Genomic DNA, 26,553 nt, shown 5'->3' on the forward strand with positions numbered 1-26,553 from the left:
GAATATAAAACATGTTAGATCCAAAATTTTTACGTACTGAATTAGAAGCTACGGCCGAGCGCCTGGCAACCCGCGGTTTTATTCTAGATGTTGAGCGTCTAAGTAAGTTAGAGGAAAAGCGCAAGTCGCTGCAGATGGCGACTGAAGAGCTGCAGGCTTCCCGTAATGCGATATCTAAATCCATTGGACAAGCGAAAGCTAAAGGCGAGGATGTCGCACCCATTATGGCTAAGGTAGGCGATCTCGGTTCACAGCTCGACGCTAAGAAGCAGGAGTTGTCCGAGCTGCTTGAAGAGCTTAATGCTATCGCCATGAGCGTACCTAACCTTCCCGACGAGTCAGTGCCTGCAGGTATTGATGAGAGTGAAAATGTTGAGGTCAGACGTTGGGGAACGCCAAAAGAGTTTAATTTTGAAGTTAAAGACCATGTTGAGCTGGGTGAAGTCTTAGGCGGTTTAGACTTTAAAACAGCGGTTAAGATCACCGGCTCGCGTTTTATCGTGATGAAAGGACAGATTGCCCGTATGAACAGGGCTCTGGCTCAATTTATGCTGGATCTTCATACCACTGAGCATGGTTATACCGAGGCCTATGTGCCGTTGTTAGTCAATGAAGAGAGTCTGCTTGGCACGGGCCAACTGCCTAAGTTTGGCGAGGATCTTTTCCATACCAAACCTGCAACCGAAGAGGGGCAAGGTTTAAGCCTTATTCCGACTGCGGAAGTGCCATTGACCAATATCGTTCGCGATACCATTGTGGATGAAGATGAGCTACCGATTAAAATGACGGCTCATACACCATGTTTCCGTAGTGAAGCTGGTTCATATGGTCGTGATACCCGTGGTTTGATTCGTCAACATCAGTTCGACAAGGTTGAGTTGGTTCAACTGGTAAAACCGGAAGACTCGATGGCAGCACTGGATGCGTTGACAGGTCATGCCGAAACCGTTTTACAGAAGCTGGGACTGCCTTACCGCACCGTTGTGCTGTGCACCGGTGATATGGGCTTTGGTTCAAGTAAAACTTTCGATATCGAAGTCTGGCTGCCGGCTCAGAACACATATAGAGAGATCTCATCTTGCAGTAACATGCAGGATTTCCAGGCGCGCCGCATGCAAGCACGTTATAAGGCTAAGTCAGCCAAGAAGCCTGCGCTGTTACACACATTGAATGGTTCAGGCCTCGCTGTTGGACGTACCTTGGTTGCCATCATCGAAAACTACCAGAATGAAGATGGTAGCATCACGGTTCCAGATGCACTGCGCCCATATATGGGTGGTTTGGAAAAGATTGGTTAAAAGCACAATGCCCGGGCACTTCATTTTAATGAGAGTGCCTCAGGGCGGCAGTCAAGTGACGACTGAATAAAGAAAGCTAAAAAGTCATTAAAAATAATAATTAAAATAAGGGATTAAACACAATGGATAATGGTAGGCGCTACTTTCAGTGGCTTACCTATGTGGCGATCATCTGTGTTTTCGGCGCTATCATGTTCGCTGCATTCGGGAAGGCTGCTCTACTTGTCATAGAGAACATTACCTGACTTTTATGTCACCAAGAATATTAAAACCGAGGTATCTGAATTGATGTCTCGGTTTTTTATTGGTGTTTAAAAATAGCTGATTCTGACTAGATACACTTTGCCGGTTTTGGCAGTCCGGCAACCTTAGTCGCTTGCTTGGCCGGTCCAGTGGGGAAAAGGGTATAAAGGTACTTAGAGTTTCCCTTATCGGCACCCAACTTTTGGCCGATGGCTTTAACAAGTACACGTATTGCCGGGCTCGTCTTGTATTCTAAATAGAAGTCACGGACAAAGTGAATGACCTCCCAATGAGCAGGGGTGAGCGTTATCTGCTCCTGTGTTGCAATGATCTCAGCAATCTCTTCATTCCACTGTGAAACCTGCTTCAGGTAACCCTGATGATCGGTTTCGATCTGCTCGCCTTTATATTCAAAACTATTCAACTGCTGTAAACCTCTCAGAACTGCGCGATCCATAACTGGTGTGAGTAATCATAAAGAGTTACTCCAAAATTATTCAAAATAGGTGAGTACGATGCCTACCAGGCGATCACCTTGTCGTGTTTTAGAGTCTCTTGTACGAAGGTGTCGTAATCGATAGCGGTATAATCTTTTAACCGCTGACTCAATCCACGAGCTTCGACGTCGTCTTTGAGTACCATCAATCTCATACCGACCAATCTCTCACGCCACGTGGACAATAGCAGGCTATTAACGCCATTGCCGGACAATAGTATTGAGTCCTGTTTATCCATGTATTTAATGCAGCATGCAAGCGCGTTATCTTGTTTTATAGATGTTTGAATATGGTGCAAAATCATCAGAATACTAAGACCTCATCAACCTTTGACAACTCCTCGGTTATTACCGATGGAGAAACCTTATCAACTTCAATGGTGAGCTGTGTCGATTCGAGCCCATACTCAGCCAAAGACTCTTCGCAGACAAGTACCGTTTCCACATCATAGAGAGGGAGTGCACCGAAAGTAGCAATATAATCTTTTGCGCCAACACGTTCCGGTTGCTGATCTTTGATAAGATTAAGTACACCGTCATCGACGAAGATTAAACTTACCTCCTGCTCGAAGCTGGCACTCAAGAGTGCCAGATCTAATGCTTCTCTGCCATGTGGGGAGCCGTGCGGGGCTCGCCGAAACAGTATCGCGACTTTTTTCATTTCGATTTACTCATAAATATTCATTCAGCACAGTGGCTTAAAAGCTGATCACTCTGTCTGCGGCCTCTATACCCGTAACAAGTTCACCTAAACCACCCATCTCAAATGGCTTATCCATATTCCACTGATTGAGCTGGTTCTCACTGGCTTCACTTTTAGACAGGACACCACGCCTCAGAGCGGCAGAGACACAGTTGACCAGTTGAGTGCCATATCTGTTATTTAGCGATATCCAGGCTTCGGTAAGGTTAAATTCATCGGAAGCGGGGCTGTTAAGCGTGTTGGTATTGAGTACGCCATCTTGATAGAAGAAGACCCTCTCAATTTGGTGTCCCGACTCGAGTGCAGCCTCGGCAAAGCGGTAGGCATTATAGCTGGCCGAACTGGCATAGGCTGCGCCGTTGACCTGAATGATGAATTTACTCATTAACAAATTACTATATTGATGGTAGATAAACGGGCAAAAAAATAGCCCCTATGATGGGGCTATTCTAACTGAAAACCGGCTATTGAAACATGTTATTTTGGAACTGGCATTGATAGGTCGGTTAAACCAATACCCAGCGATCCAAAAAAGTATCTCTTGTTAGTCGTCGCCACCAACACCCATCAGGTGTAGCAGTGCGATGAACAGGTTGAGGAAATCCAGGTACAAGGAGATAGTTGCACGGATATAGTTTGTTTCACCGCCGTTAACGATCCGACTCGTATCATAAAGGATAAAGCCAGTCATCAGCAGAGCAATACCCGCGTTCAGTGCCATAAATACTACACCGCTACCGATGAAAATATTTGCGATACCGGCGACGATGGCGATGATCAAACCTGCCAACAGGAAGCCTCTCATAAATGAGAAGTCTTTCTTCGTCGTGATGGCATAACCTGAAAGAGTGACAAAGACAACTGAGGTCAAGCCCAGCGCCTGCATGATGAGTTGTGGCCCGTTTGCCATACCGGCGTAGTGGTTCAGGATATAACCCAGTGAAGCACCCTGCATACCGGTGAAGGCAAATACCCAAAACAGGCCTGCGGCCGAGTCAGCCTTTCTTAAGGTTACAAATAAGATCGCCAAGCTACCTAGCGACATACCGATAGAGAGCATTGGGCCAATCTGTAATGCCATGGCTAAACCTGCACAAACTGCAGAGAAAGCTAATGTCATCGACAGTAACATGTAGGTGTTTTTCAGAAGCTTATTCACTTCCAGTGTGGAAGCTCCTGTAGAATATAGTGTTTGTTGTGTCATATTGCTCTCCGAAAACCTTTTTTGACGTTCACTAACCTCCATTTAGATTAGCCGGAATGAAAAGAGTTCCATTAGCTTTTCATTCGGCGCTAAATAGCCGTTCGGTTAGTGCTCAAGTAAATCTTAAGTCATTGAATCATACATCAGCTGGATAAAGGGTTAAAGTGACAAACTCGTTTTTCAATGACTGTGTGGCCTCTATTTTTCTGAACCTTAATTGAAGCTTAATTATGTCCAGATGTTGTGTTAGTTAAACCAGTCTTTGTGTAGTTTATCGCTATCACCCAGGTATTCCAGTACCCATGACATGGCAGGTGACATGTTGGCGCCGTTCCATGCCAGACAACAGGGGCTGGGGGCTTTAACCGTGACAAGCTCTTTCTCTATCAGCACACCGGCTTTGATAAATGGCTCGGCAAAATGCATCGGCATATAACCAATACCCAATCCCTCCCTGAAACAGTTAATTGCTCTGATCCAGTCCGGTACAACCAAACGGCGTTGGTTTTCCAGCAACCAGGTCATACGCTTGGGGATCTCTCTGGAGGTATCTTCGAGACAGATCGAGGGGTATTGGCGTAGTTCGTCATCGGTCAGAGGCCTGTCAATCTCAGCCAAAGGGTGTTTCTTGCCGACCAAAAACGCCCACTTTATGTCACCCATATCTTTAAAGTGGTAGTCACCGCCGACAGGAATAGCCGTTGTCGCACCAATAGCAATATCACTGCGTCCATTGGCAATTGACTCCCATACCCCGTTAAAGACTTCGATGCGAATGATCAGCTCAACATTGGTGAAGTGACGATAGAAATCTGCAATTAACACACTGATCTTGTCGGCCCTGACCATGTTATCTAATGCAATCGAAAGTGTGGGTTGCCAGCCATTAGATACACGCTTGGTATCATCTTTCATGGCTTCCATGTTGGTGAGGATAGAGCGGGCCTGTTTTACAAAATACTCGCCGGCCGGTGTGAGGGTTACACTACGATGGTGGCGTTCAAATAATGTGGCACCAAGTTGCTCTTCTACCTGTTTTACCGCATAGCTGACGGCAGATGGAACTTTGTGCAACTTGTTGGCTGCAGCGGTGAAACTCCCGACACGAGCGACCATGTCGATTAATTGGAGTGATTGTTCAGAAAGCATACCAGCAGTTCCTTGCTGTGAAAATTATTGATGGCTGATGTTAAAAATAAACGTTTCACATCATTTTGGCAAGTATTTAGACTCCGGTTCCTCAGTAAACATCAGATTAGTTTTTATATGAATCCAGTTAATAACATCAAATACTTCTTCTTTCTGGCTTACCTTGCATTGCTCAGCATGCTCGGTTTTATTGCGACAGATATGTACCTACCGGCGTTTAAGGCGATAGAAGATACCATGCAAGCCACACCTGCACAGGTTGCAGGCTCTCTGACCAGTTTCTTAGCCGGTCTTGCAATAGGGCAACTCATGTATGGCCCCTTGGTACAGCGTATAGGAAAACGCAATTCACTGCTATTAGGGCTGATGATTTTTGCGTTAGCAAGCTTCTCACTGGCCTCCAGTGAAACAGTACTCTCATTCAATATCGCGAGATTCTTTCAGGCTCTGGGAGCCTGCAGTGCCGGGGTGATATGGCAAGCAATTGTCATCGAGAAATATGACGCGGTTAAGGCTCAGAGCGTATTTTCTAACATCATGCCTCTTGTCGCGTTATCTCCGGCGTTAGCGCCTTTACTGGGTGCATTTGTACTCGAAAGCAGCGGCTGGCAGAGTATCTTTATGATCTTAACCGCTTTAGCCCTGTTTTTAATGTTACTCACTGCCCTGTTCGTGCCTGAAGAGAGTGTGACGGCCACAGCAGAGGAGGGGACGAAGAAGCTCACTTATTGGAGCTTACTGAAAAACCCTAAGTATTTAGGCAATGTGATTATTTTCGGTGCCTGTTCGGGCGCATTCTTTGCTTATTTGACTGTATGGCCGATTGTTATGGAGCAACATGGGTATCAGGCTAAAGAGATAGGCTTGAGTTTCATTCCGCAGACCATCATGTTTATTGTAGGCGGCTATGCGAGTAAGCTTTTAATTCGTAAGGTAGGTACAGAAAAGTCACTCAGCGTTCTATTGACAGCCTTTGGCCTGTGTGTGGTGGCGATTGTCTCTTGCTCGTTGATATTTAAGCTCGACAGCATCTTTCCTCTGTTGATCTCATTCTCAATCCTTGCCGGTGCAAATGGTGCAATCTATCCGATAGTGGTGAACAGTGCACTACAGGAGTTTACCAAGCACGCAGCAAAGGCAGCTGGTTTACAAAATTTCCTGCAGATAAGCATCGCTTTTGGTGCTTCGAGTCTGGTCGCTATCTGGGCGGGCTATGGCGAAGTGGCTATCGGGTTCGGGATCTTAATCTGTTCTTTCGGTGTAATTGCCGGATATAAGTTAAGAAACAGCAATACATGGGAGAAGGTTAGAGATGAGTTTGTTATGCCGGACCCTGCACGGGTAGCATTGAAACAAGATGAGCTTGATCTTGACTGAATTTTATCCGAACTCCTGAATTTAGACAAAAAACTCAGATAAGGACTTTACAACGTTATCGAGTCGCTATATTATTCGCGGCGTTCGGAGAGATGGCAGAGTGGTCGAATGCACCGGTCTTGAAAACCGGCATGGGTTTGTAGCCCATCTAGGGTTCAAATCCCTATCTCTCCGCCATATTCAGAAAAGCCCGATATCTTACGATATCGGGCTTTTTGCTGTCTGGTGTTCAACTAGATTTGACTAAAATACTATGTCTCATTACTCCGGATTTGGGTGGCAGGACATGCATGAGTAGGGATCTGGGAATGACTTACTCATGTTCCAGTCGGAGTTTGTGGCACTGAGGATCTCTGTATAGGGAGAGTAATTACCGGCAGCATCTCTGGGAATAGTCGAAGCTGGAATAGTATAGTTGTGCCAGTTACCTTCCAGGTTTTCTGCACCACTGATCCACTGTTTTGCAGAAGCCTCACCATGATTCTTCGGAAGCTGGTTCTCAGAGTGACACCAGTAACAGCGAGCTGTTTCACCGTGTCCCTCAGGAGCCCCGTTGCTGCCATGGCAGCTGGCACAGTAGTAGGGTTGAACGGTATCAAAGCCATCGACACTATTTACAGGCCAAGGGAAACCGCCGTGGCCGTTCGGGGTTTTATCGTTATGGCAAGTTTCGCAATCGGCGATGCCCCAGCCAAAGTGTGATGCTTTCAACAGTGGCAGTGTTGATGTTTCTTCAACAGGAAGTGAAAGGGTACGAAGGGTTACAATATCGCTGCCATCATTTGCTTCACTGAAGTCACGTTCTTTGGGAAAGTTTCCATTGAACTCCTCCATATCGAAGATATCATAATGACTCTTGTAGGTTAGGTGGATCTGCTCGACGCCTTGATTCATCACCCATACATCGGTCATAAGGTGAAGCATGTTCCCGCCGAAGTAGGTATTCCACTCTTCCCAACACGTTTTATGGCTCACCTTAGGCTCACCGTCAGGAGTCCCGTCGATACCGAAATTACATTTTGCAAATGGTGCAAAGTCAGTAATTGTTGCTTTCTCTCCCAGACGGGTTGTCCAGCCTGCACCTACTCTGGAAGCGGTTCCTTTTACTCTGAACAGGGCGTAATGTTCTACAGGGGCTTTACTGGCAACAGTAGGCCAATAATTAATGACAAAGTCGTGTCCCAGGTCTTTTGCCGACAAAAAGGCGTCAATTCCTGTGATAACGCCGGGCTGGAAAATATCGGGTCTAAGATTATGTGCACTAATCTCCAAATCTTTCACTAATGTTTGATATGTTTTGCCGTTGTCTATGGAGGCCACCAGCTCGGGAAGTACTACCTTATTGCCCGCCTGCTGGTAACGGTTCATCTGTTGCTGCATGGCCCATTTGCGTCTGGCCGTCATCTCTGGGTTTAAGGGTTGAAACCTCAGATGCATTCCGGGCTGTACCCAGAACTGATCCATACGTTCATAGTTAGCTTCACCTTCGGGGCCGACGCCGTCGAGACCGCCTGTTATTCTGCGTAACTCCCCACCATCAAACTTAAATTTAAAGTGCCAGTCCGGGCTGTTGAAACTATTGATATCTTGTGTATCGAAGATACCGTCACCGTTTTGATCCCAGGATACAGTGAATCCGTATGTATCTAATCCTGTTTCATTGTAAGGAGTTATACTGTCTAATTTGATATCTTCGCGAGTTAAGGCCAGATAGCGTAAAACATCAAATACAGAGTAGTGACCATCGACGAAGATATCGGGTCTTGCGGTGCCTTTGCCAAGTCCATCTGGGTTAGTTTGCAATAAGGCGTTCATTTTTTCAGCGTCAATAACAATAGCCGGTTCCAGCACATTCACAATGTTAAGTGCTTTAGCATCAATTTCATCGATATGCCCGTCACTATTAATATCCTTTGCTTCGCCACTTAAGCGCCATTTCTTGTATTTATCATCAAACACACCGAGTCTAACGATAATATTGCCTACAAATTTAGCTGAAGGAGTCACATCGATCGTAGAGTACGCTGTTGCGGGAGAAGTGGGTAAAGTAGGCTCGGTCGGGGTCGTTGTCTCCTCGTTACTGTCACTACAGCCTGTTGCACATATTGTTGATAAGAGTATCGCTAATGGTAATCTGTTCATCGGTTACTTCTCTATTATTAAGGAGTAAGCATTTTTCACCTGTAGTACATTTCAAACACTGGTATTTCTGACAGTTAAAAGATTTTGGCGTATTTAATTGTGATGTCTGTCGTGAAATGCTCTCATGGAGTACTTAGAATTAAATTGTTTTCTATGACTTTATATTTGGTGAATAACTTGACTGAGAACTGCCCAATACCAATTGACTTCATTAAAGATTTAATGGACCAATTGGAGGTGTTAGGTGTAAATGGTTTTATTTATGGCACAACATCCGATATCAACCAAGGTCAGGTGCATCCCTTCAGAAAACTGGAGAAGCGGTTACCTATAAAGATGGCCAATTGTTGTTATGGAATTTTTTCTGATGAAGGTACTCGTATCTTTCGTGATACTTACCTTAGACTGTTTGCTGGTAATGACGAGGGCTTTTTTGAGAAGAAAGTTATCGGCCCAAACCTGTGGCGACAACCGGATAAGGGGCAACCTCTGCTGATAAAATTGATGGAAAAAAACGGTATTAACACCCGTATTGCCTGGTTGTTACCATCAAAATTTCACAAGAGTTGGGTTAATGTGTTTATCTTGCACTCTTCACTGAGTCAGCAGCAGATGAAAGAGGCGCTTGAAAAACATGGTGACAAAATTCAGAGACTTTTGGAGGTTTATAGTGAATATTTTTCCAGTAAATATATACATCTTTTAAACCCTGTCACTAATTTTAAATGCCTGACATCAAAAAGTATTAATATTTTGCAATTGGCCGCAGAGGGCACCTCAAGTCCGGATATTGCTAAGTCACTCTATTTAACTGAAAGGGGAGTTAACTATCATATCGATAGGATGAAGGTGTTATTCGGCGCTAAGAATAGGGTGCAGTTAATTAGTCGTGCCTTTCAGATGGGAATACTCAACGAAATGCCGCAACCTTCCTTAATATAGTGATTAGTTCATGTGTTATTTTTCTTGTGAATTGGGAATCACTCCTCCCTCAATTTTAGAAAGATTCGGAACTTAAGACTATAAGCGTGTTAATCCAGTACCCCCAATGTATGAGCCAGATTAACCAACTGAGCGCGATTCTTTGCATGAAACAATTCTTTCAGTCGAGTGAGGTGGTAATTCACACCGCTTTCAGAAAGCATGAGTTGGTTACTGATCTCATCGCAGGCATATCCCTCTGCTGTCAGTGCCAAGACCTGCAAGCTCTTGTCAGACAGACAGTTAAAGTTTGTGATTGGGTTTATCTGAGTGATAAATTGCTCGTTGAGTGAGCTTGAAAACAGTTGCAGCTGGGCATTTATCTCCTCCATATTATCGTTAAGTATCTGAGTCAGCTCTTGACGTTCCAGATTGGAAAAGAAGACAAATACGGCTGTCCAGTCGCAATGGTATTTGACCGGAAAGTACCAAACCCCGCGACTGTTGAGCTCATATTGCTCCATCAACTTCTTAAATTGTGCTCCTTTACCTCCGCTATAGTCGGGATCGCGCCAGATATTGAGCCCCATGACATTTTTCTCCTGATAGCCGGCATCGGTACGGGCAAAGGACTGCAGGTAATCGTGTCTGAAGCGCCTTATCTTCTCACTGGAGAAGACACTGTATTGGGCCTTCTGCATCTCATTTGGCACACGACGGCTCAACTTTTTAAAATCTATGCCCTGAGGCATTCTGCTTTTTGTGGTGATGCCATAAAAGAATTCAGTGATCCCATATTGACCCATATAGTCACGGATTAGCTGTATCTGCTGTGCTGAAACCTGACAAGGTTTTGTATCTATCATGTCCATAAGATTAATTTTTTCGTATTTGTTATCCGGTTAAGTCCAACATTATTCGTTTGCCAGTATGGAAATAACAGTAATCTCTGTGCTGTATTTTTATTATATGAAATTTAAGAGCCTGATACATTAGAGTATACAGGCTCCTGTTGTTGATTTTACCGCCAGTAAACTCTTTTAACCATTGGATGTTAGCCGTAAGAGTTATTTTGAACAGTAGATAAAATTTAGAGCTTTAATCAGTCTGCCGGGTTTTTATGGCAGGTCATACAGGAGTAAGGGTCCGGGAACACCCGGCTCATGTTCCAATCAGAGTTAACCGAACTCCATACTTTCTCATAGGCCTGATAGTTACCGTCTTTGTCTCTGGGCAGGGCATTAAGCTCGTTGGGGTCATTGTAGATGAAATCATTAGCCTTAATATCATCGCCTTGATAGAGTCTTTGCGTCGAAGCGTCACCATGGTGAGCCGGTTTCGTCTCTCCACCATGACACCAGAAGCAGCGAGCGGTCTCACCGTGCCCACTTGGTGCGCCATTGTTACCATGACAGGTTGCACAGTAATAAGGCTGAGTGACGTCGAAACCATCACTGCTGTTTATCGGCCAGCTGTATCCGCCATGGCCTTTAGGGTCTTTAGCCTCATTATGACACTCGGTGCAATCGGCTATCCCCCAACCAAAATGGGTCTCTTCGAGTATCGGGCCCTGACCATCCTCCGGTAGTGGGAATACCTGCAGCGTCATTATATCGCTGCCATCCTCCTGTGGACTAAAGTCACGCTGCATGATCTCTTTGCCTGAATACTCAGTCATGCCAAACAGTTTATAGTGCGATTTAATTGCGGCCATGGCAAAGCCTACCGGCTGGTTCATTACTCCGACATCGGGCATGATATGCAGTGCATTGCCACCGAAGTTGGAGTTCCAGTCCAGACGGCAGTGCTCTGGATCGACCACAATGTCTTGGCCGCCACCTGCGGGTGATGAGAAATCACATTTTGAGTGAGCATTAAAGTCTCCCTGTACCGCCATATCACCATATGCGGTAGTCCAGCCTCTACCTACTTCAGATGCGACATCCAGTGCTCTGAACAGGGCAAAATGACCGACTTCGGCACCGGTAGACAGAGAGGGCCAGTAGTTAAACGCTATATCGGTGCCGGTGTCCGCCGCCGAAAGGAATATGTCCATCTTGGTTATTACACCTTCCTGGAAAATATCCGGTCTCATGTTGTGAGGTGTCACCTCTAAATTTATCAGATCCGTAGGCGCTTGCGTCATTGATGGCACCAGACGGAGTAGGGGGAGTATCACCTTGCCGCCATTTTCTGAAAGCCTTGCCATCTCTCTGTCTTGAACCCAATGTCGGCGCTTTGTCATCTCAGGTGAAAAAGGCTGGAAACGGATATTCATTCCCGGTTGGATCCAAAACTGATCCATTCGCCCGTAGGTCACTTCACCCTGAGGTCCGAGGCCATCTAGTGTGCCGTTGAGCTTAGTTAGGTCGCCACCATCGAAGGTGAACCGGAAATGCCAGTCCTTGCCCATGTAGTTATCATAATTGACCAGGTTATCGTTTAGATCATTATCCTGCTCATCGAATATGCCATCTCTATTGCTATCCCATGACAGGGTGAACTCATAGGTATCCCGGCCACTCTCTTGCGGTGAGATGACTGACTCGAGCTTAAGGTCTGGGCGGGTTGCGGCAAGGTATCTGAGTGCATCAAACACAGAGTAATGACCATCTTTAAAAATATCACCTCGGGCACTACCTGCTCCAAGCCCATCCGGGTTGGTGCTTAGCAGTTGATGCATCTTAGCGGCATCTACGACAATAGCCTTTGTTTCAGGGTTATAGATGCCATCTTTATGGGCATCTCGCTCATCGATATGGCCATCTCCGGTGAGATCGCGTGCATTTTCACTCTGCAGCCAATCTTTGAGCGGGTCGGGGTAGCGGCCCAGGTAAACATTAAAGGTGCCTTCGAATTTTGCTTCGGGTTTAATGTCCAATGTGAGGTATTTCGGCTTTTCCGGCTCAGGAATAACGGGTGACTCTGTGGTGTCGTCACTACCACAACCAGTTAACAGGCCGAGTAGTAGCGCACTGCTCAATATTTTTTTCATTATCATCTCTCGTGGTGTTAATCGGATCCGCGTTTATTTGAGTTAAATTGGCCGAGTTAAGCGTAGCGAAACTTGATAATTGAAACCCTAGTCAGATTTGCAGGATTTTGAATTTGCTGGGGAGGCTGTGATGCCTATTTGAAAAGAGGGGAAAGCGTGACGAGCTGCAAAGAATAACCACAGCTCCTCACACTGAGTTGTTTAGCTGGATAAAAATCTGAAAGGTAAGTTTCAGCATTTCAGGGGATCGAGATCAATCCAAGACCCCTAATGAGTGAGCAAAACTCACCAGCTGTGCTCGGTTCTTGGCATTGAAAAGCTCTTTTAGACGGTTCTGGTGATAGTGCACGCCGCTCTCTGTCATCACCAATTTTTCGCCTATCTCCTCGCATGAATAACCTTGTGCGGTGAGCTCCAGCACCTGTATAGCCTTTGGAGAGAGGCAGTTGAAATTGCTGATGGGATTGAGTTGAGCAATGCACTGCTCATTGAACAGGCTGGAGTAGAGTTTTAGTTGGTAGTCAATTTGCTCACGATTAGCGTTCAGTTTCTGGCTTAGTGTTTTTCTGTCCAGTGGAGAAAACATAACAAACACAGCGTACCAATCAGGGTTGTACTTGATTGGCAACAGCCACAAGGCACGACTGACGATACTAAATTCATCCATCAAGCGCTTAAACTGTTCACCTTTTCCACCGCTATAGTCGGGATCTCGCCAAATATTTAGTCCGGGTAGGTTTTTATCGAAGTAAGCTTCATCACCGGAGGCAAAGTGTTGCAGATAGCGATGTCGATATATCCTTATACTGTCACTGGAACAGATGCCATATCTTGCCTTAAGCATCTCTTTGGGCATGCGTCGACGCAGTTTTTTAAATTCGTTGGTTGCAGGCATTAACGCCTTTGTTGTAATACCATAAAAGAATTCACTCACCCCTTGTTCGGCTAAAAATTCACTGGCGAGGCGAATATGTTCAGGGTCGATGTCGCAAGGTTTTGTGTAAATACTGGTCATAGAAAATACTGGTTAATGAATGTTGTTAAACGCTGTAGCGGAATTTTAAGTCAACTTAATGGAAGCGAGACTACCCATGGCGATATCCATTGTCAAAGAGGGCTTGGTGAGTTTGCAACACAAGCCCTTATATCTAGATTAACTCGCTATAAACCGACTTAATTTGGGTTTGGATGACAAGTCATACAGGAGTAAGGATCGGGGAATACCCGGCTCATATCCCAGTCAGAGTTTACTGAGCTCATCAGATCCGTATACTCCTCATAGTTCCCCATGGAGTCTCTGGGTAGGGAGTTTAAATCTTTAGGGACATTCGTATTGTATATGTGGGTGTTGCTCTTAATTTCTCCCTTATAGTCCTGATATCGACGCTGAGTCGAAGCATCACCATGGTGTAAGGGGCGGTTTTCTTTTGTGTCATGACACCAGAAACAGCGTGCGGTTTCGTTATGTCCCTGCGGTGCACCATTGCTCCCATGACAGGTGGCACAGTAGTAAGGCTGAGTTTTATCGAAGCCATCTTTCGAATTGATAGGCCAACTGTGGCCACCATGGCCCAATGGATCTTTACTCTCATTGTGGCACTCGGTGCAATCGGCGATTCCCCAGCCGAAATGAGTAGACTTGAGTATTGCATTGTCAGGTTCTGAATTATCAGGTAGCTCAAAAACCTGAAGCGTCATGATATCCGAGCCATCTTCGGCCTGGCTGAAATCACGCTCCATGATATCTTTACCTGAGAATTCAGGCATGCCCCATACCTTGTAATGAGACTTAATTTCGGCATAGACATATTCTACTGGCTGATTCATCACCCATACATCGGACATGATATGCACTGCCCAGCCACCGAAGTTAGTTCTCCAGTCTATGCGGCAATGTTCAGGATCCACCTCTAAATTCATATTTCCACCCGCTGGTGATGAAAAGTCACATGTTGAATTACGAGTGAAGTCTTTTACGATTGCCATTTCACCGTAACCGGTTGTCCAGCCACGGCCAACATCTGATGCGACACCGTTAATCCGGAACAGAGCAAAGTGTTCTATCTTGGCGCCGGTAGAGAGAGTAGGCCAGTAGTTGAAGGCAATATCCTGTCCCGCATCGGCGGCGGATAAGTAGACGTCCATCTTAGTGATCACGCCCGGTTGAAAGATATCAGGGCGCATGTTGTGGGCTGTCACCTCCAGGTTTTTGATTACGGTTGGCTGTACATCCTTCTTTTTGTAGTCAATTGCCATGGTCGGCACGATAACCTTGCCGCCGGCTTCTTCGAGGCGAGCCATCTCTCTATTCTGAACCCAGTGTCGTCTCTGGGTCATCTCGGGAGAAAAGGGTTGGAAGCGAATGGTCATCCCCGGCTGGATCCAAAACTGATCCATTCTGGAGTAGGTGAGCTCGCCCTGTGGACCGATACCACTGATGGTACTGTCGATTTTTTTGAACTCTCCGCCATCGTATTTAGACCTGAAATGCCAATCTTTGCCCTGAAAATTAGCATAGACATCGTTATCCTGTTCATCGAATACACCATCGCCATTACTGTCCCAGGATATTTCAAATTCGAAGGTATCACGGCCGCTGTTTTCCGGGGTGACGATATTCTCGATTTTCAGATCATTACGGGTGTAGGCAAGATAGCGCAGGGCATCGAATACCCCGTAGTGGCCGTGAACGAAAATATCTGGACGAGCTGTGCCAGCCCCTAAACCATCGGGGTTTGTCATCAGAATCTGATGCATCTTGGCCGCATCAATTCTGATTGTGGCTTCTTTCGGGTTATATATGCCTGCCAGGTGTGCATCTCGTTCATCTATCCAACCATCTTTGTTAAAGTCGACATCAGGGCCATCCGCTTTGGGCTTGTCTTTATTATCCAGGTCACTGTTATCATGTATCCAGTGTGTAACCGGATCTTCGTACCGGCCCAAATTTACATAGAATTCACCGGTGAATTTTGCCTCGGGCTTGATATCCATGGTGAGGTATTTGGACTTTTCTGGTTTTGGCTCTTCAGGTGTTACAGGAGCTTGTGGCGAATCATCGCTGCCACATCCGGCTAACATGCTTAGCAAAAGCGCGCTATATAGCTTTCCTTTCATCTTCATCTCTCTCGGTGTCAAACTGGTTAGAGTTTTTAGTTCACAAATTACTTCTGAATTTGCTGACACGAGATTAGCCGATGCGATCCGCCAAAACGCTACGACTAGTCGTAGTGTTTTGGCAGGGAAAAGAGAGTTGTGATGTGGATATGATTTTAACCGGAAGTTGAATAATTGTTTTTTGTTTGAATGGTGAGTTGAATCAATCCAAGACCCCTAATGAGTGTGCAAAACTCACCAGCTGAGCTCGGTTCTTGGCATTGAAAAGCTCTTTGAGACGGTTCTGGTGATAATTAACGCCACTTTCTGAGATCACCAGATGCTCACCAATCTCTTCACTCGACAACCCTTGTGCAGTTAGCCGTAATACCTCCAGCGCCTTAGGCGACAGGCAGTTAAAGTTAGTGATGGGGTTTAACTGGTTGATACACTGATCATTGAATAAAGTTGCATAGAGCTGCAACTGTCGTTCAATTTCTTGTCTGTGTTTTTTAAATGTGGTTTGTAATACCTCACGGGGGTGATCGGACAAAAGAACAAACGCACCTTGCCAGTCAGGGTTGTATTTGACAGAAAGTAACCAGATTGCGCGGCTAACGGCACCATGTTTATCCATCAGGCGCTTAAACTGTTCGCCTTTTCCTCCGGAGTAATCAGGGGAGGGAGGCAGGTTTGGACCCAGTTGAACTTTATTTGAATAGGCGCCATCTCCGTTGGCGAAGTGTTCGATATAATATTTTAAAAAGCAGCGTATGCTCTCTCTGGAGAAAATTAATTGGTTAGCTTTACACATTTCGCCGGGTATCCGCCTCTGCAGCCTCTTAAAATGGTTAAGAGAAGGCCCTTTATCTTTGGTAGTGATGCCATAAAAAAAGTTGGTTATCCCATACTTGCGTAGCACTTCACTGGCTTGACTGATGTAGATAGAATCGATGTTACAGTGTTTAGTCTTTGTATAACTCATAAATATTGTTGGTTTTTCCTATATCCTGATCCAGGCTGGTATCTGACAGACTATGGCGAAGGAATCTCTACTGTTCCCTGCGTCTTTGGTATTGCAAAGGCTTGCATCCCACTTAATGCAAGCCTTTATCTATAACCTGACTTAGGCAATCTTGATTTTAATTAGGGTGACACGTCATACAGGAGTATGGATCGGGGAATACCCGGCTCATATCCCAGTCAGAATTGACCGAGCTCCAAATTTCTTGATATTCGCTGTAGTTACCATCCTTGTCACGAGGCAAGACAGAGAGATCATTGGGATCGTTAGGATCCGGCACACCACCTTGTGAGGAGTTATAGATCTTGTCGTTACTCTTGATCTCATCGCCCTGATAAAGCTTACGGGTCGATGCTTCGCCATGGTGCTTCGGGGTATTACTGTCGCCGGCGTGGCACCAGAAGCAGCGGGCGGTCTCTCCGTGCCCTTGAGGCGCACCATTGTTTCCGTGACAAGTGGCGCAGTAGTAAGGCTGAGTTTTATCGAAGCCATCGCTACTGTTTATCGGCCAACTGTAGCCGCCGTGTCCTTTAGGGTCTTTACTTTCGTTGTGACACTCTGTGCAATCGGCAATCCCCCAACCAAAATGTGTCTCTTCTAGTATTGGCCCCTGGTCATCTTCCGGCAGCGCGAATACCTGAAGGGTCATTATATCGCTGCCATCCTCCTGCGGGCTAAAGTCACGCTCGGCGGTGGCCTTACCACTGTACTCCTCCATACCAAATAGCTGGTAGTGATCGCCATAGAGCGCGAGCGCGTACTCTTCCGGCTGGTTTATCACCCACACATCAGACATGATATGCATCTTGGTGCCACCAAAAGAGGACTGCCAGTCAAGTCGGCAGTGCTCAGGGTCCACTACCAAGTCCTGGCTACCGCCCGCTGGTGAGGAGAAATCGCATTTTGAGAGTGGGTTGAAATCGTTGTCAGTCACCATCTCTCCCCATCCTGTAGTCCAGCCACGGGCCACCTCGGAAGCGAGGCCGTCTACCCTGAACAAACCAAAATGTTCGACTGTGGCACCGGTTGATAGTGATGGCCAGTAGTTAAAGGCGACATCCAGTCCAGAGTCGGCTGCAGAGAGGAAGATATCCATCTTAGTGATGACCCCTGGTTGAAAGATATCCGGGCGCATGTCATGGGCGGTGATCTCAAGGTTTTGGACCACTAAGGGTTGAGTGTTTATGGATTTCATCACTATCAGTTGTGGCAATATAACTTTTCCACCACTCTCCTGAAGACGGGCTATCTCTCTGTCTTGTACCCATCGGCGACGCTGGGTCATCTCAGGAGAGAAGGGCTGGAAGCGAATGGTCATGCCGGGCTGGATCAACATCTGGTCCAGCCGCTCGTAGTGGGCCTCACCTTGAGGGCCGAGTCCATCCAGTGTGCCGTTAAGGGTGGTCAACTCTCCGCCGTCAAACTTGATGCGGGTGTGCCAGTCTGTACTTTGATAGTTGGTGTAGATGTCGTTGTCCTGCTCGTCGAACGCACCGTCGCCGTTACTGTCCCAGGAAACGCTGAACTCGAAGGTGTCACGCCCGGTATCAATCGGCGCTTTGATGTTATCCAGCTTGAGATCGCTGCGCATCAAGGCCAGATAACGAAGGGCATCGAATGTGCCATAATGACCCTCTACAAAAATATCAGGTCTGGCTGAGCCTGCGCCCAGTCCATCTGGATTAGTTCTAAGTAGTCGATCCATCTCATTTGCATCGACAATAATCGGGCTCTCCTTTGGGTTGTAGACACCATCAAGGTGGGCGTCGCGCTCATCGATATGTTCGTCCTGATTAAGGTCTCTGGCTTTATCGCTCTGCAACCAGTCTTTTAGCGGATCGGGATAGCGGCCCAGATACACTTCAAACTGCCCCTCAAATTTGGCTTCGGGCTTAATATTCACAGTCAGGTACTTAGACTTCTTGGGGGAGGGTATTGGATCGACGGGTTGCTCTTGTGAATCGTCACTACCACAAGCGGTTAGCAGACTGAGCACCAAGGTACTTAGCAAAAAATTTCTCATCATCGCCTCTCATTTTAATTATCGTTTAGCCTTGACCAGGCGAAATGAGTTTAAGGTAGGGTTGAAGATCAAACCTTAGAAGAAATATTAGGATTTTTTTGCCAAACGGATAGATGTGATCTGTATTGTAAATTTTGTTAATAAAATTGACTGTTACGATTATTTATTGAGGGGAAGGGTGGAAAGAGGAGGGGAGTTACCGAGTGCCCGGATGAACACTCGGTTAAGTGACTACTACTTTCATTACTGTTCTGCGTATATCGCCTCGGCGAGCAGTCTGGCGGCCTGAGGAATGTTAGGCCCCGCTTGCTTGGTAACGGCAGAGTCGATAAATCTAACGGCATTGTTGTTAACGGCATTAACCTTATCAGCATCTTGGCGGGATTTTACCTCGGCTATGGTTGTGGTGCCGCTTCCGGCCTGCGGCCCCTCGAATATCGGGCCGGTAGCATCGGGCCACATAGGCAGTAATATCACATCCGGGTTTTGTTTTACCACTTCCGGCCAGGTGACCATAGGGGCTATGCCATCACGTTCGGAAAAGATAGGTTTAGCGCCAACCAGCTCAATCAGCTCGGTCATATAGGAGTGTTTACCCGGCACGCATTTATAGAGGTAGTTTATCTCGTAATAGACCTCGGGTGAGTCTTTTTCGGTGAACTCGGCCGCTATCTCCTTTAACTCACCTTGAATCGATGCAACCAGCTCATCTGCTTGCTGCTGGTGGTCGATGGTCTTACCCAGTAGCTGTATCTTGGCATACACCTCCTCAAGACTTGATTCCTCCATATGGATAACCGGTATCCCAAGTGCCTCCAGCTTTGCCTTTAACCTGAGTTGTAAGCCGGTGGCGGTGAGTACTAGATCGGGATCGAGGCGGGTGATCTTGTCGATTGAGATATCGGTGAAGCCACCGACCACCTCGATACGCTTTTGCTCTACTCTCAAAGGAAGCTCTGGTGGAAACCTTGCATAGCGCGTAACCCCGACTAAGTCATCGATGGCACCGATCTCTGCGACTGTGTGACTCCAGTTAGGTGCAAGGGAGACGATTCTGAGTTCTTGTCCCTCCTGGCTGAAAACCGTGTGGGGGCCGATTATCAGTAACAGCCAAATTAATATCTTTATCGCGCGCATGTGAGATCTCTATTTTCCAATATATGAGCATGATGGGGAGATTGGCGCTAAAGACAAGCGAGTTAAAACCGGTTTGTGTACAAGCACACAAATATGATTGGCGATATAAAAGTCTGTTAAAAACCCCAGTGTTTTTTCTCATTACACTGCAGACAATACAGGTCTATTTGCCGATTTTGAGGTTGTATTGTCAGTTATTTTGAGTGTGCGTGGCCTGACTCACTGTTACGGTGACGCTGTTGCGGTCAATAACATAAACTTGGATATTCAGGCGGGTCAGTGTTATGGCTTGCTTGGGCCAAATGGCGCCGGTAAGTCAACCACTCTTGAGATCCTCGAGGGCGTGCTCAAGCCCACACGCGGTGAGGTACTGTACCGGGGCTTGCCAATCGATAAAAACTTTAAGCAAGAGATCGGCATTCAGTTTCAATCGACTACCTTGCCAGACCATCTGACCGTATATGATTGCCTGAAACTCTTCTCAAGCTTCTATCAGAGTCATACACCGATTCCTCATCTGATAAAACAGTGTCAATTATCAGATATCGAAGACCAGTTTCATTACACCCTCTCCGGGGGACAAAGGCAGCGACTCCTGTTGGCGCTGAGTCTGATCAACGATCCGGCGTTACTCTTTTTAGATGAACCTACGACCGGGCTGGATCCACAGGCGAGGCTACATTTCTGGCAGTTGATCAGAGAGGTTAAACAGCAGGGTAAGACCATCATCTTAACCACCCACTATATGGAAGAGGCGGAGCAACTGTGCGATCAGATTGCGATCATGGACAGAGGGGAGTTTATCGCCGAAGGCTCGCCGGACACCTTGCTTAAAGACAACTTCCTGCCACAGATAGTCGAGCTCAATGGTGAATATACGGAGCAAGACTTTGATGGCTTACCGGTAAAGGTAAGCCAATGCGCAGGGCAAACGCGTGTGGAGTGTCACTCCTTCAACGATCTGCTCCCCATACTTAATACGTCGCCGGGCTCCTCTCGTGGCATGGCTGTACGTAAGCCACACCTCGAAGATCTGTTTTTAAAGCTAACCGGTAGTGAGCTTCGACTATGAATGCACTGTTTGCACTTATAACCGCACGTAACCATGAGTTCCTCCGTGACAAGTCTGCGCTGGGGTGGTCGCTTCTGTTTCCCATCATCATAGTGATCGCGCTGGTGTTGGTATTCGACGATGATAATCCGACGCTCTATCAACTTGGTGTCTATGGCGATGTTGATCAGATAGCGAAAATAACGGTGTTAAAACATATTGAAATCATCCATTACAACGATCTTGAACAGGCCAAGCATAAGGTATCCAGACACTTAGTCGATGGATTGATTAGCAGTGATACCTACTGGGTCAACCCTGAAAGCGCGCAAGGTTACATCCTGAAGCAGCTTATTCTTGGCAAGTTGCCTCAATTGCAGCAAGAAGCCATTACAGGTAAAGCCGTGCGTCATGTCGAGTGGATCCTGCCCGGCATCATCGGCATGAACATGATGTTCTCGGCCCTCTATGGGGTGGGGTATGTCGTGGTCAGATATCGAAGAACCGGCGTACTCAAGCGCCTGCAGGTAACGCCACTGGCCGCTTGGCAGTTTCTGGCATCACAACTTATCTCCAGACTGGGTGCCACAGTCCTTTCAGCCATATTAGTGTTTGCGGTTATTGCCATCCTGTTCGATATCCGTTCTCAAGGCAGTGTGGCGCTTCTGGTACTGAACACTCTGCTGGGCAGCGCTGCCATGATCAGTATTGGCCTGTTGGTGGCCAGTCGCACACGTTCGGACGAGCTGTGCAATGGCCTGCTCAATATTCTCTCATGGCCGATGATGTTCCTGTCGGGGATCTGGTTCTCTTTGGAAGGCAGCAAGCCCTGGGTCAGGTTTATGGCCGATTGCCTGCCGCTGACACATATGAATGACGCTAATCGGGCCGTGATCATAGACGGTGCAGGCCTGTTAGATATTGGCGATCACCTGCTGTTTCTGGTTGCGATTATCCTGATCTGTTTGGGAGTGGCGAGCCGCAGTTTTCGCTGGGACTAATTCGAGTGGTTCAGAGCATAGCAGTGCCCTGACTACTGAATATAGGGGGGGAGTAGAGTTTCATTCTTTGTTTTATAACGCTTTATACCTTAAGCGTACTGTTTAAGGAGTTATTTATGGTGCCAGGATTATTCAATTATCGATGATATGAATAATTTTGATGGCATAGTTAACATTAAAGTAAAGTGTGTAATAAATAACAGAGAAATTAGCTCTCTCATCCTCTAGCCTTGCTACTGAAATATTATTTTTCAGTTAGTTAGATTTTAATAATTAAAAACATTACGGCAGATGACGATGAAAATATTTAATGTGATGAGTGTGATGCTCGTGCTTTTATCAGGCGTATCTATGGGGGCCAGCGCCGATCCCCTGGATACATTAATGAAAAAGTTTGAAGAGGGTAAGTATTCTAAGAAGGGCGCTGATACTTGCATCATGTGCCATAAGCGCTCCGATAAGGTGATGGCTATCTTCGATAGTGTGCACGGGCAAGCTAACAGTAAAAGCCCTATGGCAGGCCTTCAGTGCGAAGCCTGTCATGGACCTCAAGGAAAGCACAAGGGTAAGAACGAGCCTATGGTGACTTTCGGTGAAGGGTCTCCCTTAACGGCTGAGATGCAAAACTCGGTCTGTACCGCCTGTCATAACGACACCAGTCGCGTGGCCTGGCACACATCCCTGCATGCGGAACAAGATGTCAGCTGTGTAAGCTGTCATCAACTGCATGTCAGTAAAGATCCTGTGCTGGTTAAGGACCAACAGGTAGAGATATGTAGCGAGTGTCATATCAGTGCAAAAGCCGATATGAACAAGCGTTCGAGTCACCCTCTTAAATGGGGCGATATGACCTGTAGTGATTGTCATAACCCTCATGGTTCGATGAGCGATTCGGCATTGAATGAAATTGATGTTAATCAGACCTGTTTCGAATGCCATGCTGAAAAACGCGGCCCATTCCTTTGGGAGCATGCGCCTGTGATGGAAAATTGCGCTAACTGTCATGATGCCCATGGCAGCGTAAATGAAGCACTACTGAAATCAAGAGTGCCAATGCTCTGCAAGCAGTGTCATGCCAACGACGGACACGCAGGCACAGCGCCAGGTGATAACTCGAGCATTCAAACCGGCGGTCAAGGTTGTCTCAACTGTCATGGTCAGATACACGGCTCGAATCATCCATCTGGTAAAGCATTTCAGTTTTAAGGGAGCGTAAAATGAAATTTAAATTAAGTCTTATCACATTAGCGCTGGCAACCTGTAGCAGTGGTGCTTTTGCCTTCGATTTTGGCGTCACATCGGCCAATACACAGTCAAGTACCAACGCAAAATGGGCCTGTAAGAAGTGTACCAGTAAAAAATCTGTAATCGGGCAGGCCGGTGTCGAGCTTGGCTCCATGAACAGCGATGACGATCATGCGGCCAACAACCTCAAATATACCGATGGGTTCGCCGCCGGCGTCAATGCCGACCTTGTTTATAACAACAAGGGATACCGCACCGAAGTGGTAGCCGACCAGCTAGGCAGCGAGCAGGGCTATGGGGCAGTTAAAACCGGTAGGCTTGGTGTATGGAATGTTGAGGCCAGCTTCGATGAGAAGCGACGCTATAACGCTGATAACGCCGAGAGTATCTGGCTAGCCGATGGTAACTCTCTTATCGAACAAGATGAGATGGTAACGCAGCAACTGGTCAAGGAGCGTAAAAAATCTGTCATCGAGGCAAAGCTGAAACTGGATAATGTAGCCAGCTATATTCGTTTCTCAAACGAAGATAAAACCGGCAAACAAACATCGAGCATGACCAACGGCAGCATCAAGGCTATCAATATTGCCGCGCCTATCGACATGCAAACCCAGAACATGGCGGCGGGTATAAGCCTTAGTGGTCAGAACTGGTTAACAGAGCTGAGTTACAAAGGCAGCTGGTTCGAAAATGATATCGATTCATTGCAGCTTAATGGCATGGGTTACCCGGTAAGCTCGCAAGCGCCGGACAACCAGTCTCAGTTCGTCACGCTCTCTGGGCGCTACTCACTGAGCAGGACCCATTTCAATGGTCGTGTTACTCAGGGCAGCATGACCCAGGATGCCGATTATGTAACGCTTACCGGCGTCACATCAGGACCGGGTAACGCCGATACACAAGTCGATACCTTAGATGCGAACTTCAAAGTTACCAGCACTGTGATGTCAGGTTTAAGGCTCAGGGCGTCGATCGATTACTCCGACAGAGATAACAGGACCGATGTCAGGATGTATGAGCAATACACCTATGATGATCTCAGTGGCGATTTTCAGGCAAATACCCCACTCGATACTACTCGTACAGCGTATAAAGCGAGCGCGAGTTACAGCATAGCAAAGGGTCAACGTATCGAGGCCGGGTATGATCGCATCGAAACCGAGCGCACAAATCAGGATCGTGAAGAGACCGATGACAACATTTTCTGGGCACAGTGGCGGGTCACTGGCTTGGATATGTGGGATATTCGCTTAAAGGGGCTTTACTCCGATCGCGGTGGATCCGAGTTCGTCTATGACCAGCTAAGCGAAAGTGGTGAAAACACCCTGATGCGTAAATATTATCTGGCCGATAAGAGGAGCAGCAAAGCCGAGCTGTTTGTCAGCCATGCGCCACTCGATACGCTAAGTCTTAGCTTCAGAGGCTATTATGGCCTGGATGACTATACCAATACCGAGATTGGCCTGGTTGAGTCTAAAGACTATGGATATGACCTGGGGTTAAGCTGGCAGGCGCTGCAGGAGTTCAGCGTTAATATCGACGGTGGGTACCAGTGGATCGACAGCAACCAAGCCAGCGCCCAGACGACTAACCTGGACATGTGGCAAGCCGATACCGAAGATCAGTTTGGCTTTGCGGGAATCGGTTTCAACTACACAGGTTTGAGTGAGAAGGGGATAAACATCAGTGCCGATTATAGCTATGCGATCTCTATCAGCGACAGCTATTCAAACGGTTACAATGTGTTAGGTGACTATGAGTCCACCAGCCATAACGTCACGGTTCAAGCCACCTACGCGATGACTGAACAGACAGTTGTGGGACTTAAATATCAGTTCGAAAGATACCGCTACTCGGATGACACTCAGCTGCCAACATACTACTACCCGGGAACAGGCCCTACTGGTTTAAATACATTGGGCGTATTGAATCATGATTATGATGCCCATTTGATACTGGCGACTTTACAGTATCGCTTTTGATGCAATGATCAGTAGCAAACGCTGAAACTGAGTTTTCGTCCCTGCAAGGTTTAATCTGGTTTCATCGTTTGATACACCCATGATCATAAACGCTACCTTTTCAGAAATTGAGAGGGTAGCAATAAAAAATCGCAAGTTTATAGCTTTACTTGCAGCCATCTTTACCGGGAATAGAGGCATCTATTCCCGGTTTTTTTATTCTTGGTACTTAATCAAGGGGATTAAACGATTATAAATAAAGTGGTTGCATAACCTGTGTTGTGCTTTGTTATATCTATATCGGTGTACTTTGCTGGTCAGTTTAATTAATAAACCTATTTACATTGAATAATTTCCGATTAGACCTTTAGGTTTTTTGCTGACGATAAAAATGTATCACAGTGGACAGTGGACAGTGGACAGTGTGCATGAGCCAATATTAGGGGAGGCAAAGGCATTTAAACCCAGTGCCAGTCTTCAAGGAAGCAGGCAAGATAATACGTAACGCAAAGTTAGTTCCCGCTTCTTAAACGGGAACATATAAAGAAGAGGTATTTAACAAGGGGAGATGAGAGGGGCGATATATTTGATTTCAACGCGATGGTTACAGCACAAGATTCACTCTTGGCTAGAATGAATTACGGTTACCTTTAGTGCTTACTTTGCTGGTGCCCCGTCAACCAACCTTGTTTTATTGCGAGGAAAACCATACTCGATTTATTGGTGGCGCCAAGTACTTCTTTGGCAACATCAATATGGTAATCGATACCGCGTCTGGTTAAGTTGAACAACTCACTGATCTCTTTGCGCTCTAGCCCAAGCGCAATCATTTTTACAATATCTTTGGTTCTTTGTTTGATTTTACTTCTGTTCGCACAGTTAATAGATGGACATATCTGATCAACGAAGAAGTTTTTCAGCACCACGTCATTGATGCGATCGGTATCGATGAAAAGTATAAGTTCACCGATGGGCTCGACAATGTTGTCACTATGTATTGTATATCGCTTAGCGATGAGCTGTTGTCCATCCAATCTTATAGTGGCAAGTATTCTACTAGTGTGCCTTGGCGTTGCTAACAGTGAGAAAGCGCTCTTTTTTAAGGACTCATCAGATATAAATACCTTCATAACATCATGGTAACTATCTGAATCATTGTTGTTTTCCACGAGTGACACATTAGCATTCAAAGATGTGGGGTGACTCGCATATACAATCCAACCTAATGGCTTCATATGAAAACCTCTCTAAGAGCATCGACACTGTCGATTGATAAAGAATACTGAGCCTGAAAACCAAGCCGGCTTACAACAAAGAACATTTGCATATCATGCTTTATCTATCTACTTAACGTAGTGGTAACATATAATAAAGCAGATGAGTTGGGGGAAGTGAGTGTATGAGTGGTGTCTATTCATGTATGAGTGGGTTTCAGCGTTCAGGAGAAGGGGGACACTAGTCAAATGTGACAACTCAGGTTTACTTCC

The 26,553-nt window shown here is 46.4% G+C and carries 23 protein-coding genes and 1 tRNA gene; 9 read left to right on the forward strand and 15 right to left on the reverse strand.

All coding sequences use genetic code 11. The features are described 5' to 3' along the window. The first annotated feature begins 11 nt into the window (after positions 1–11). Together serS and Q1B47_RS14005 are read left to right on the forward strand one after the other, a co-directional pair. Positions 12–1,298, forward strand: a complete 1,287-nt coding sequence (serS, locus tag Q1B47_RS14000) for a serine--tRNA ligase (protein WP_299794818.1) — start codon at positions 12–14, stop codon at positions 1,296–1,298. A gap of 122 nt (positions 1,299–1,420) precedes the next feature. After that, positions 1,421–1,543: a hypothetical protein gene (locus Q1B47_RS14005; protein WP_299794820.1), complete on the forward strand. Its 123-nt coding sequence runs from the start codon at positions 1,421–1,423 to the stop codon at positions 1,541–1,543. 86 nt (positions 1,544–1,629) lie between these two features. Here Q1B47_RS14005 and Q1B47_RS14010 read toward each other — a convergent pair whose 3' ends face one another. The 6 genes from Q1B47_RS14010 to punR all read right to left on the reverse strand — a co-directional run bounded on the left by Q1B47_RS14010 (position 1,630) and on the right by punR (position 5,093). Then, a complete protein-coding gene (locus Q1B47_RS14010) occupies positions 1,630–1,965 on the reverse strand; it encodes a TusE/DsrC/DsvC family sulfur relay protein (protein WP_299794822.1) in 336 nt (111 codons plus the stop codon). 95 nt (positions 1,966–2,060) lie between these two features. After that, positions 2,061–2,342 carry a sulfurtransferase complex subunit TusB gene (gene tusB / locus Q1B47_RS14015; protein ID WP_299794824.1) on the reverse strand — a complete coding sequence of 94 codons (282 nt, stop codon included), beginning with the start codon at positions 2,340–2,342 and terminating at the stop codon, positions 2,061–2,063. Further along, positions 2,342–2,698: a sulfurtransferase complex subunit TusC gene (gene tusC / locus Q1B47_RS14020; protein ID WP_299794826.1), complete on the reverse strand. Its 357-nt coding sequence runs from the start codon at positions 2,696–2,698 to the stop codon at positions 2,342–2,344. The genes tusB and tusC overlap by 1 nt, the downstream gene beginning before the upstream one ends. A gap of 37 nt (positions 2,699–2,735) precedes the next feature. Continuing rightward, the gene (gene tusD / locus Q1B47_RS14025; RefSeq protein ID WP_299794828.1) at positions 2,736–3,125 is read right to left on the reverse strand and encodes a sulfurtransferase complex subunit TusD; all 390 of its coding nucleotides are present in this window, start codon (positions 3,123–3,125) and stop codon (positions 2,736–2,738) included. Between the two features lie 159 nt (positions 3,126–3,284). After that, the gene (locus Q1B47_RS14030; protein WP_299794830.1) at positions 3,285–3,944 is read right to left on the reverse strand and encodes a Bax inhibitor-1/YccA family protein; all 660 of its coding nucleotides are present in this window, start codon (positions 3,942–3,944) and stop codon (positions 3,285–3,287) included. A 246-nt stretch (positions 3,945–4,190) separates the two neighbouring features. Further along, entirely contained in the window at positions 4,191–5,093 is a 903-nt protein-coding gene (gene punR, locus Q1B47_RS14035) for a DNA-binding transcriptional activator PunR (protein WP_299794832.1), read from the reverse strand. Positions 5,094–5,210: 117 nt separating this feature from the next. Between punR and punC the strand changes: the two genes are divergently transcribed. Then, on the forward strand, positions 5,211–6,470 hold the full coding sequence (gene punC / locus Q1B47_RS14040) for a purine nucleoside transporter PunC (RefSeq protein ID WP_299794834.1): 1,260 nt from the start codon (positions 5,211–5,213) through the stop codon (positions 6,468–6,470). Positions 6,471–6,556: 86 nt separating this feature from the next. Then, a tRNA-Ser gene (locus Q1B47_RS14045) sits at positions 6,557–6,647 on the forward strand. An 84-nt stretch (positions 6,648–6,731) separates the two neighbouring features. Here the strand turns inward: Q1B47_RS14045 and Q1B47_RS14050 are convergent. Next, entirely contained in the window at positions 6,732–8,612 is a 1,881-nt protein-coding gene (locus Q1B47_RS14050) for a hypothetical protein (RefSeq protein ID WP_299794836.1), read from the reverse strand. Positions 8,613–8,789: 177 nt separating this feature from the next. Between Q1B47_RS14050 and Q1B47_RS14055 the strand changes: the two genes are divergently transcribed. Continuing rightward, positions 8,790–9,554: a helix-turn-helix transcriptional regulator gene (locus Q1B47_RS14055; protein ID WP_299794838.1), complete on the forward strand. Its 765-nt coding sequence runs from the start codon at positions 8,790–8,792 to the stop codon at positions 9,552–9,554. Positions 9,555–9,643: 89 nt separating this feature from the next. On the opposite strand, the gene Q1B47_RS14060 is transcribed toward Q1B47_RS14055, so the two are convergent. The 7 genes from Q1B47_RS14060 to Q1B47_RS14090 all read right to left on the reverse strand — a co-directional run bounded on the left by Q1B47_RS14060 (position 9,644) and on the right by Q1B47_RS14090 (position 19,808). Continuing rightward, positions 9,644–10,399, reverse strand: a complete 756-nt coding sequence (locus tag Q1B47_RS14060; RefSeq protein ID WP_299794841.1) for a helix-turn-helix transcriptional regulator — start codon at positions 10,397–10,399, stop codon at positions 9,644–9,646. A 236-nt stretch (positions 10,400–10,635) separates the two neighbouring features. After that, entirely contained in the window at positions 10,636–12,528 is a 1,893-nt protein-coding gene (locus Q1B47_RS14065) for a hypothetical protein (RefSeq protein WP_299794843.1), read from the reverse strand. A gap of 253 nt (positions 12,529–12,781) precedes the next feature. After that, positions 12,782–13,543, reverse strand: coding sequence for a helix-turn-helix transcriptional regulator (locus Q1B47_RS14070; RefSeq protein ID WP_299794845.1), 762 nt, complete (start codon positions 13,541–13,543; stop codon positions 12,782–12,784). 158 nt (positions 13,544–13,701) lie between these two features. Further along, positions 13,702–15,645, reverse strand: coding sequence for a hypothetical protein (locus Q1B47_RS14075; protein ID WP_299794847.1), 1,944 nt, complete (start codon positions 15,643–15,645; stop codon positions 13,702–13,704). A 202-nt stretch (positions 15,646–15,847) separates the two neighbouring features. After that, a complete protein-coding gene (locus tag Q1B47_RS14080; RefSeq protein ID WP_299794849.1) occupies positions 15,848–16,609 on the reverse strand; it encodes a LuxR family transcriptional regulator in 762 nt (253 codons plus the stop codon). A 157-nt stretch (positions 16,610–16,766) separates the two neighbouring features. Next, positions 16,767–18,674, reverse strand: coding sequence for a hypothetical protein (locus Q1B47_RS14085; protein WP_299794851.1), 1,908 nt, complete (start codon positions 18,672–18,674; stop codon positions 16,767–16,769). Positions 18,675–18,914: 240 nt separating this feature from the next. Further along, positions 18,915–19,808 (reverse strand): ABC transporter substrate-binding protein, encoded by an 894-nt coding sequence (locus Q1B47_RS14090; protein ID WP_299794853.1) that lies wholly within the window; start codon positions 19,806–19,808, stop codon positions 18,915–18,917. 187 nt (positions 19,809–19,995) lie between these two features. Here Q1B47_RS14090 and Q1B47_RS14095 point away from each other — a divergent pair, with 187 nt between their 5' ends. From Q1B47_RS14095 to Q1B47_RS14110, 4 genes are all read left to right on the forward strand, one after another. Continuing rightward, on the forward strand, positions 19,996–20,880 hold the full coding sequence (locus tag Q1B47_RS14095; RefSeq protein ID WP_299794855.1) for an ABC transporter ATP-binding protein: 885 nt from the start codon (positions 19,996–19,998) through the stop codon (positions 20,878–20,880). Then, the gene (locus Q1B47_RS14100; protein WP_299794857.1) at positions 20,877–21,860 is read left to right on the forward strand and encodes an ABC transporter permease; all 984 of its coding nucleotides are present in this window, start codon (positions 20,877–20,879) and stop codon (positions 21,858–21,860) included. Before Q1B47_RS14095 ends, Q1B47_RS14100 begins: the two co-directional genes overlap by 4 nt. A gap of 324 nt (positions 21,861–22,184) precedes the next feature. Further along, positions 22,185–23,066, forward strand: a complete 882-nt coding sequence (locus Q1B47_RS14105; RefSeq protein WP_299794970.1) for a DmsE family decaheme c-type cytochrome — start codon at positions 22,185–22,187, stop codon at positions 23,064–23,066. An 11-nt stretch (positions 23,067–23,077) separates the two neighbouring features. Beyond that, positions 23,078–25,087, forward strand: coding sequence for an MtrB/PioB family decaheme-associated outer membrane protein (locus Q1B47_RS14110; protein ID WP_299794859.1), 2,010 nt, complete (start codon positions 23,078–23,080; stop codon positions 25,085–25,087). 629 nt (positions 25,088–25,716) lie between these two features. On the opposite strand, the gene Q1B47_RS14115 is transcribed toward Q1B47_RS14110, so the two are convergent. After that, complete coding sequence (locus Q1B47_RS14115) at positions 25,717–26,301, reverse strand: hypothetical protein (RefSeq protein WP_299794862.1); 585 nt, start codon at positions 26,299–26,301, stop codon at positions 25,717–25,719. Positions 26,302–26,553 lie beyond the last annotated feature (252 nt).

The organism is uncultured Shewanella sp. (genome assembly GCF_947501225.1).
Taxonomy (GTDB): Bacteria; Pseudomonadota; Gammaproteobacteria; order Enterobacterales; family Shewanellaceae; genus Shewanella.

Coding starts and splice junctions, on each gene's coding strand:
- serS (WP_299794818.1), top strand. CDS start 12: ATGTTAGATCCAAAATTTTTACGTACTGAATTAGAAGCTACGGCCGAG.
- Q1B47_RS14005 (WP_299794820.1), top strand. CDS start 1,421: ATGGATAATGGTAGGCGCTACTTTCAGTGGCTTACCTATGTGGCGATC.
- tusB (WP_299794824.1), bottom strand. CDS start 2,342: ATGATTTTGCACCATATTCAAACATCTATAAAACAAGATAACGCGCTT.
- tusC (WP_299794826.1), bottom strand. CDS start 2,698: ATGAAAAAAGTCGCGATACTGTTTCGGCGAGCCCCGCACGGCTCCCCA.
- tusD (WP_299794828.1), bottom strand. CDS start 3,125: ATGAGTAAATTCATCATTCAGGTCAACGGCGCAGCCTATGCCAGTTCG.
- Q1B47_RS14030 (WP_299794830.1), bottom strand. CDS start 3,944: ATGACACAACAAACACTATATTCTACAGGAGCTTCCACACTGGAAGTG.
- punR (WP_299794832.1), bottom strand. CDS start 5,093: ATGCTTTCTGAACAATCACTCCAATTAATCGACATGGTCGCTCGTGTC.
- punC (WP_299794834.1), top strand. CDS start 5,211: ATGAATCCAGTTAATAACATCAAATACTTCTTCTTTCTGGCTTACCTT.
- Q1B47_RS14050 (WP_299794836.1), bottom strand. CDS start 8,612: ATGAACAGATTACCATTAGCGATACTCTTATCAACAATATGTGCAACA.
- Q1B47_RS14060 (WP_299794841.1), bottom strand. CDS start 10,399: ATGATAGATACAAAACCTTGTCAGGTTTCAGCACAGCAGATACAGCTA.
- Q1B47_RS14065 (WP_299794843.1), bottom strand. CDS start 12,528: ATGAAAAAAATATTGAGCAGTGCGCTACTACTCGGCCTGTTAACTGGT.
- Q1B47_RS14070 (WP_299794845.1), bottom strand. CDS start 13,543: ATGACCAGTATTTACACAAAACCTTGCGACATCGACCCTGAACATATT.
- Q1B47_RS14075 (WP_299794847.1), bottom strand. CDS start 15,645: ATGAAAGGAAAGCTATATAGCGCGCTTTTGCTAAGCATGTTAGCCGGA.
- Q1B47_RS14080 (WP_299794849.1), bottom strand. CDS start 16,609: ATGAGTTATACAAAGACTAAACACTGTAACATCGATTCTATCTACATC.
- Q1B47_RS14085 (WP_299794851.1), bottom strand. CDS start 18,674: ATGATGAGAAATTTTTTGCTAAGTACCTTGGTGCTCAGTCTGCTAACC.
- Q1B47_RS14090 (WP_299794853.1), bottom strand. CDS start 19,808: ATGCGCGCGATAAAGATATTAATTTGGCTGTTACTGATAATCGGCCCC.
- Q1B47_RS14100 (WP_299794857.1), top strand. CDS start 20,877: ATGAATGCACTGTTTGCACTTATAACCGCACGTAACCATGAGTTCCTC.
- Q1B47_RS14105 (WP_299794970.1), top strand. CDS start 22,185: ATGCTCGTGCTTTTATCAGGCGTATCTATGGGGGCCAGCGCCGATCCC.
- Q1B47_RS14110 (WP_299794859.1), top strand. CDS start 23,078: ATGAAATTTAAATTAAGTCTTATCACATTAGCGCTGGCAACCTGTAGC.
- Q1B47_RS14115 (WP_299794862.1), bottom strand. CDS start 26,301: ATGAAGCCATTAGGTTGGATTGTATATGCGAGTCACCCCACATCTTTG.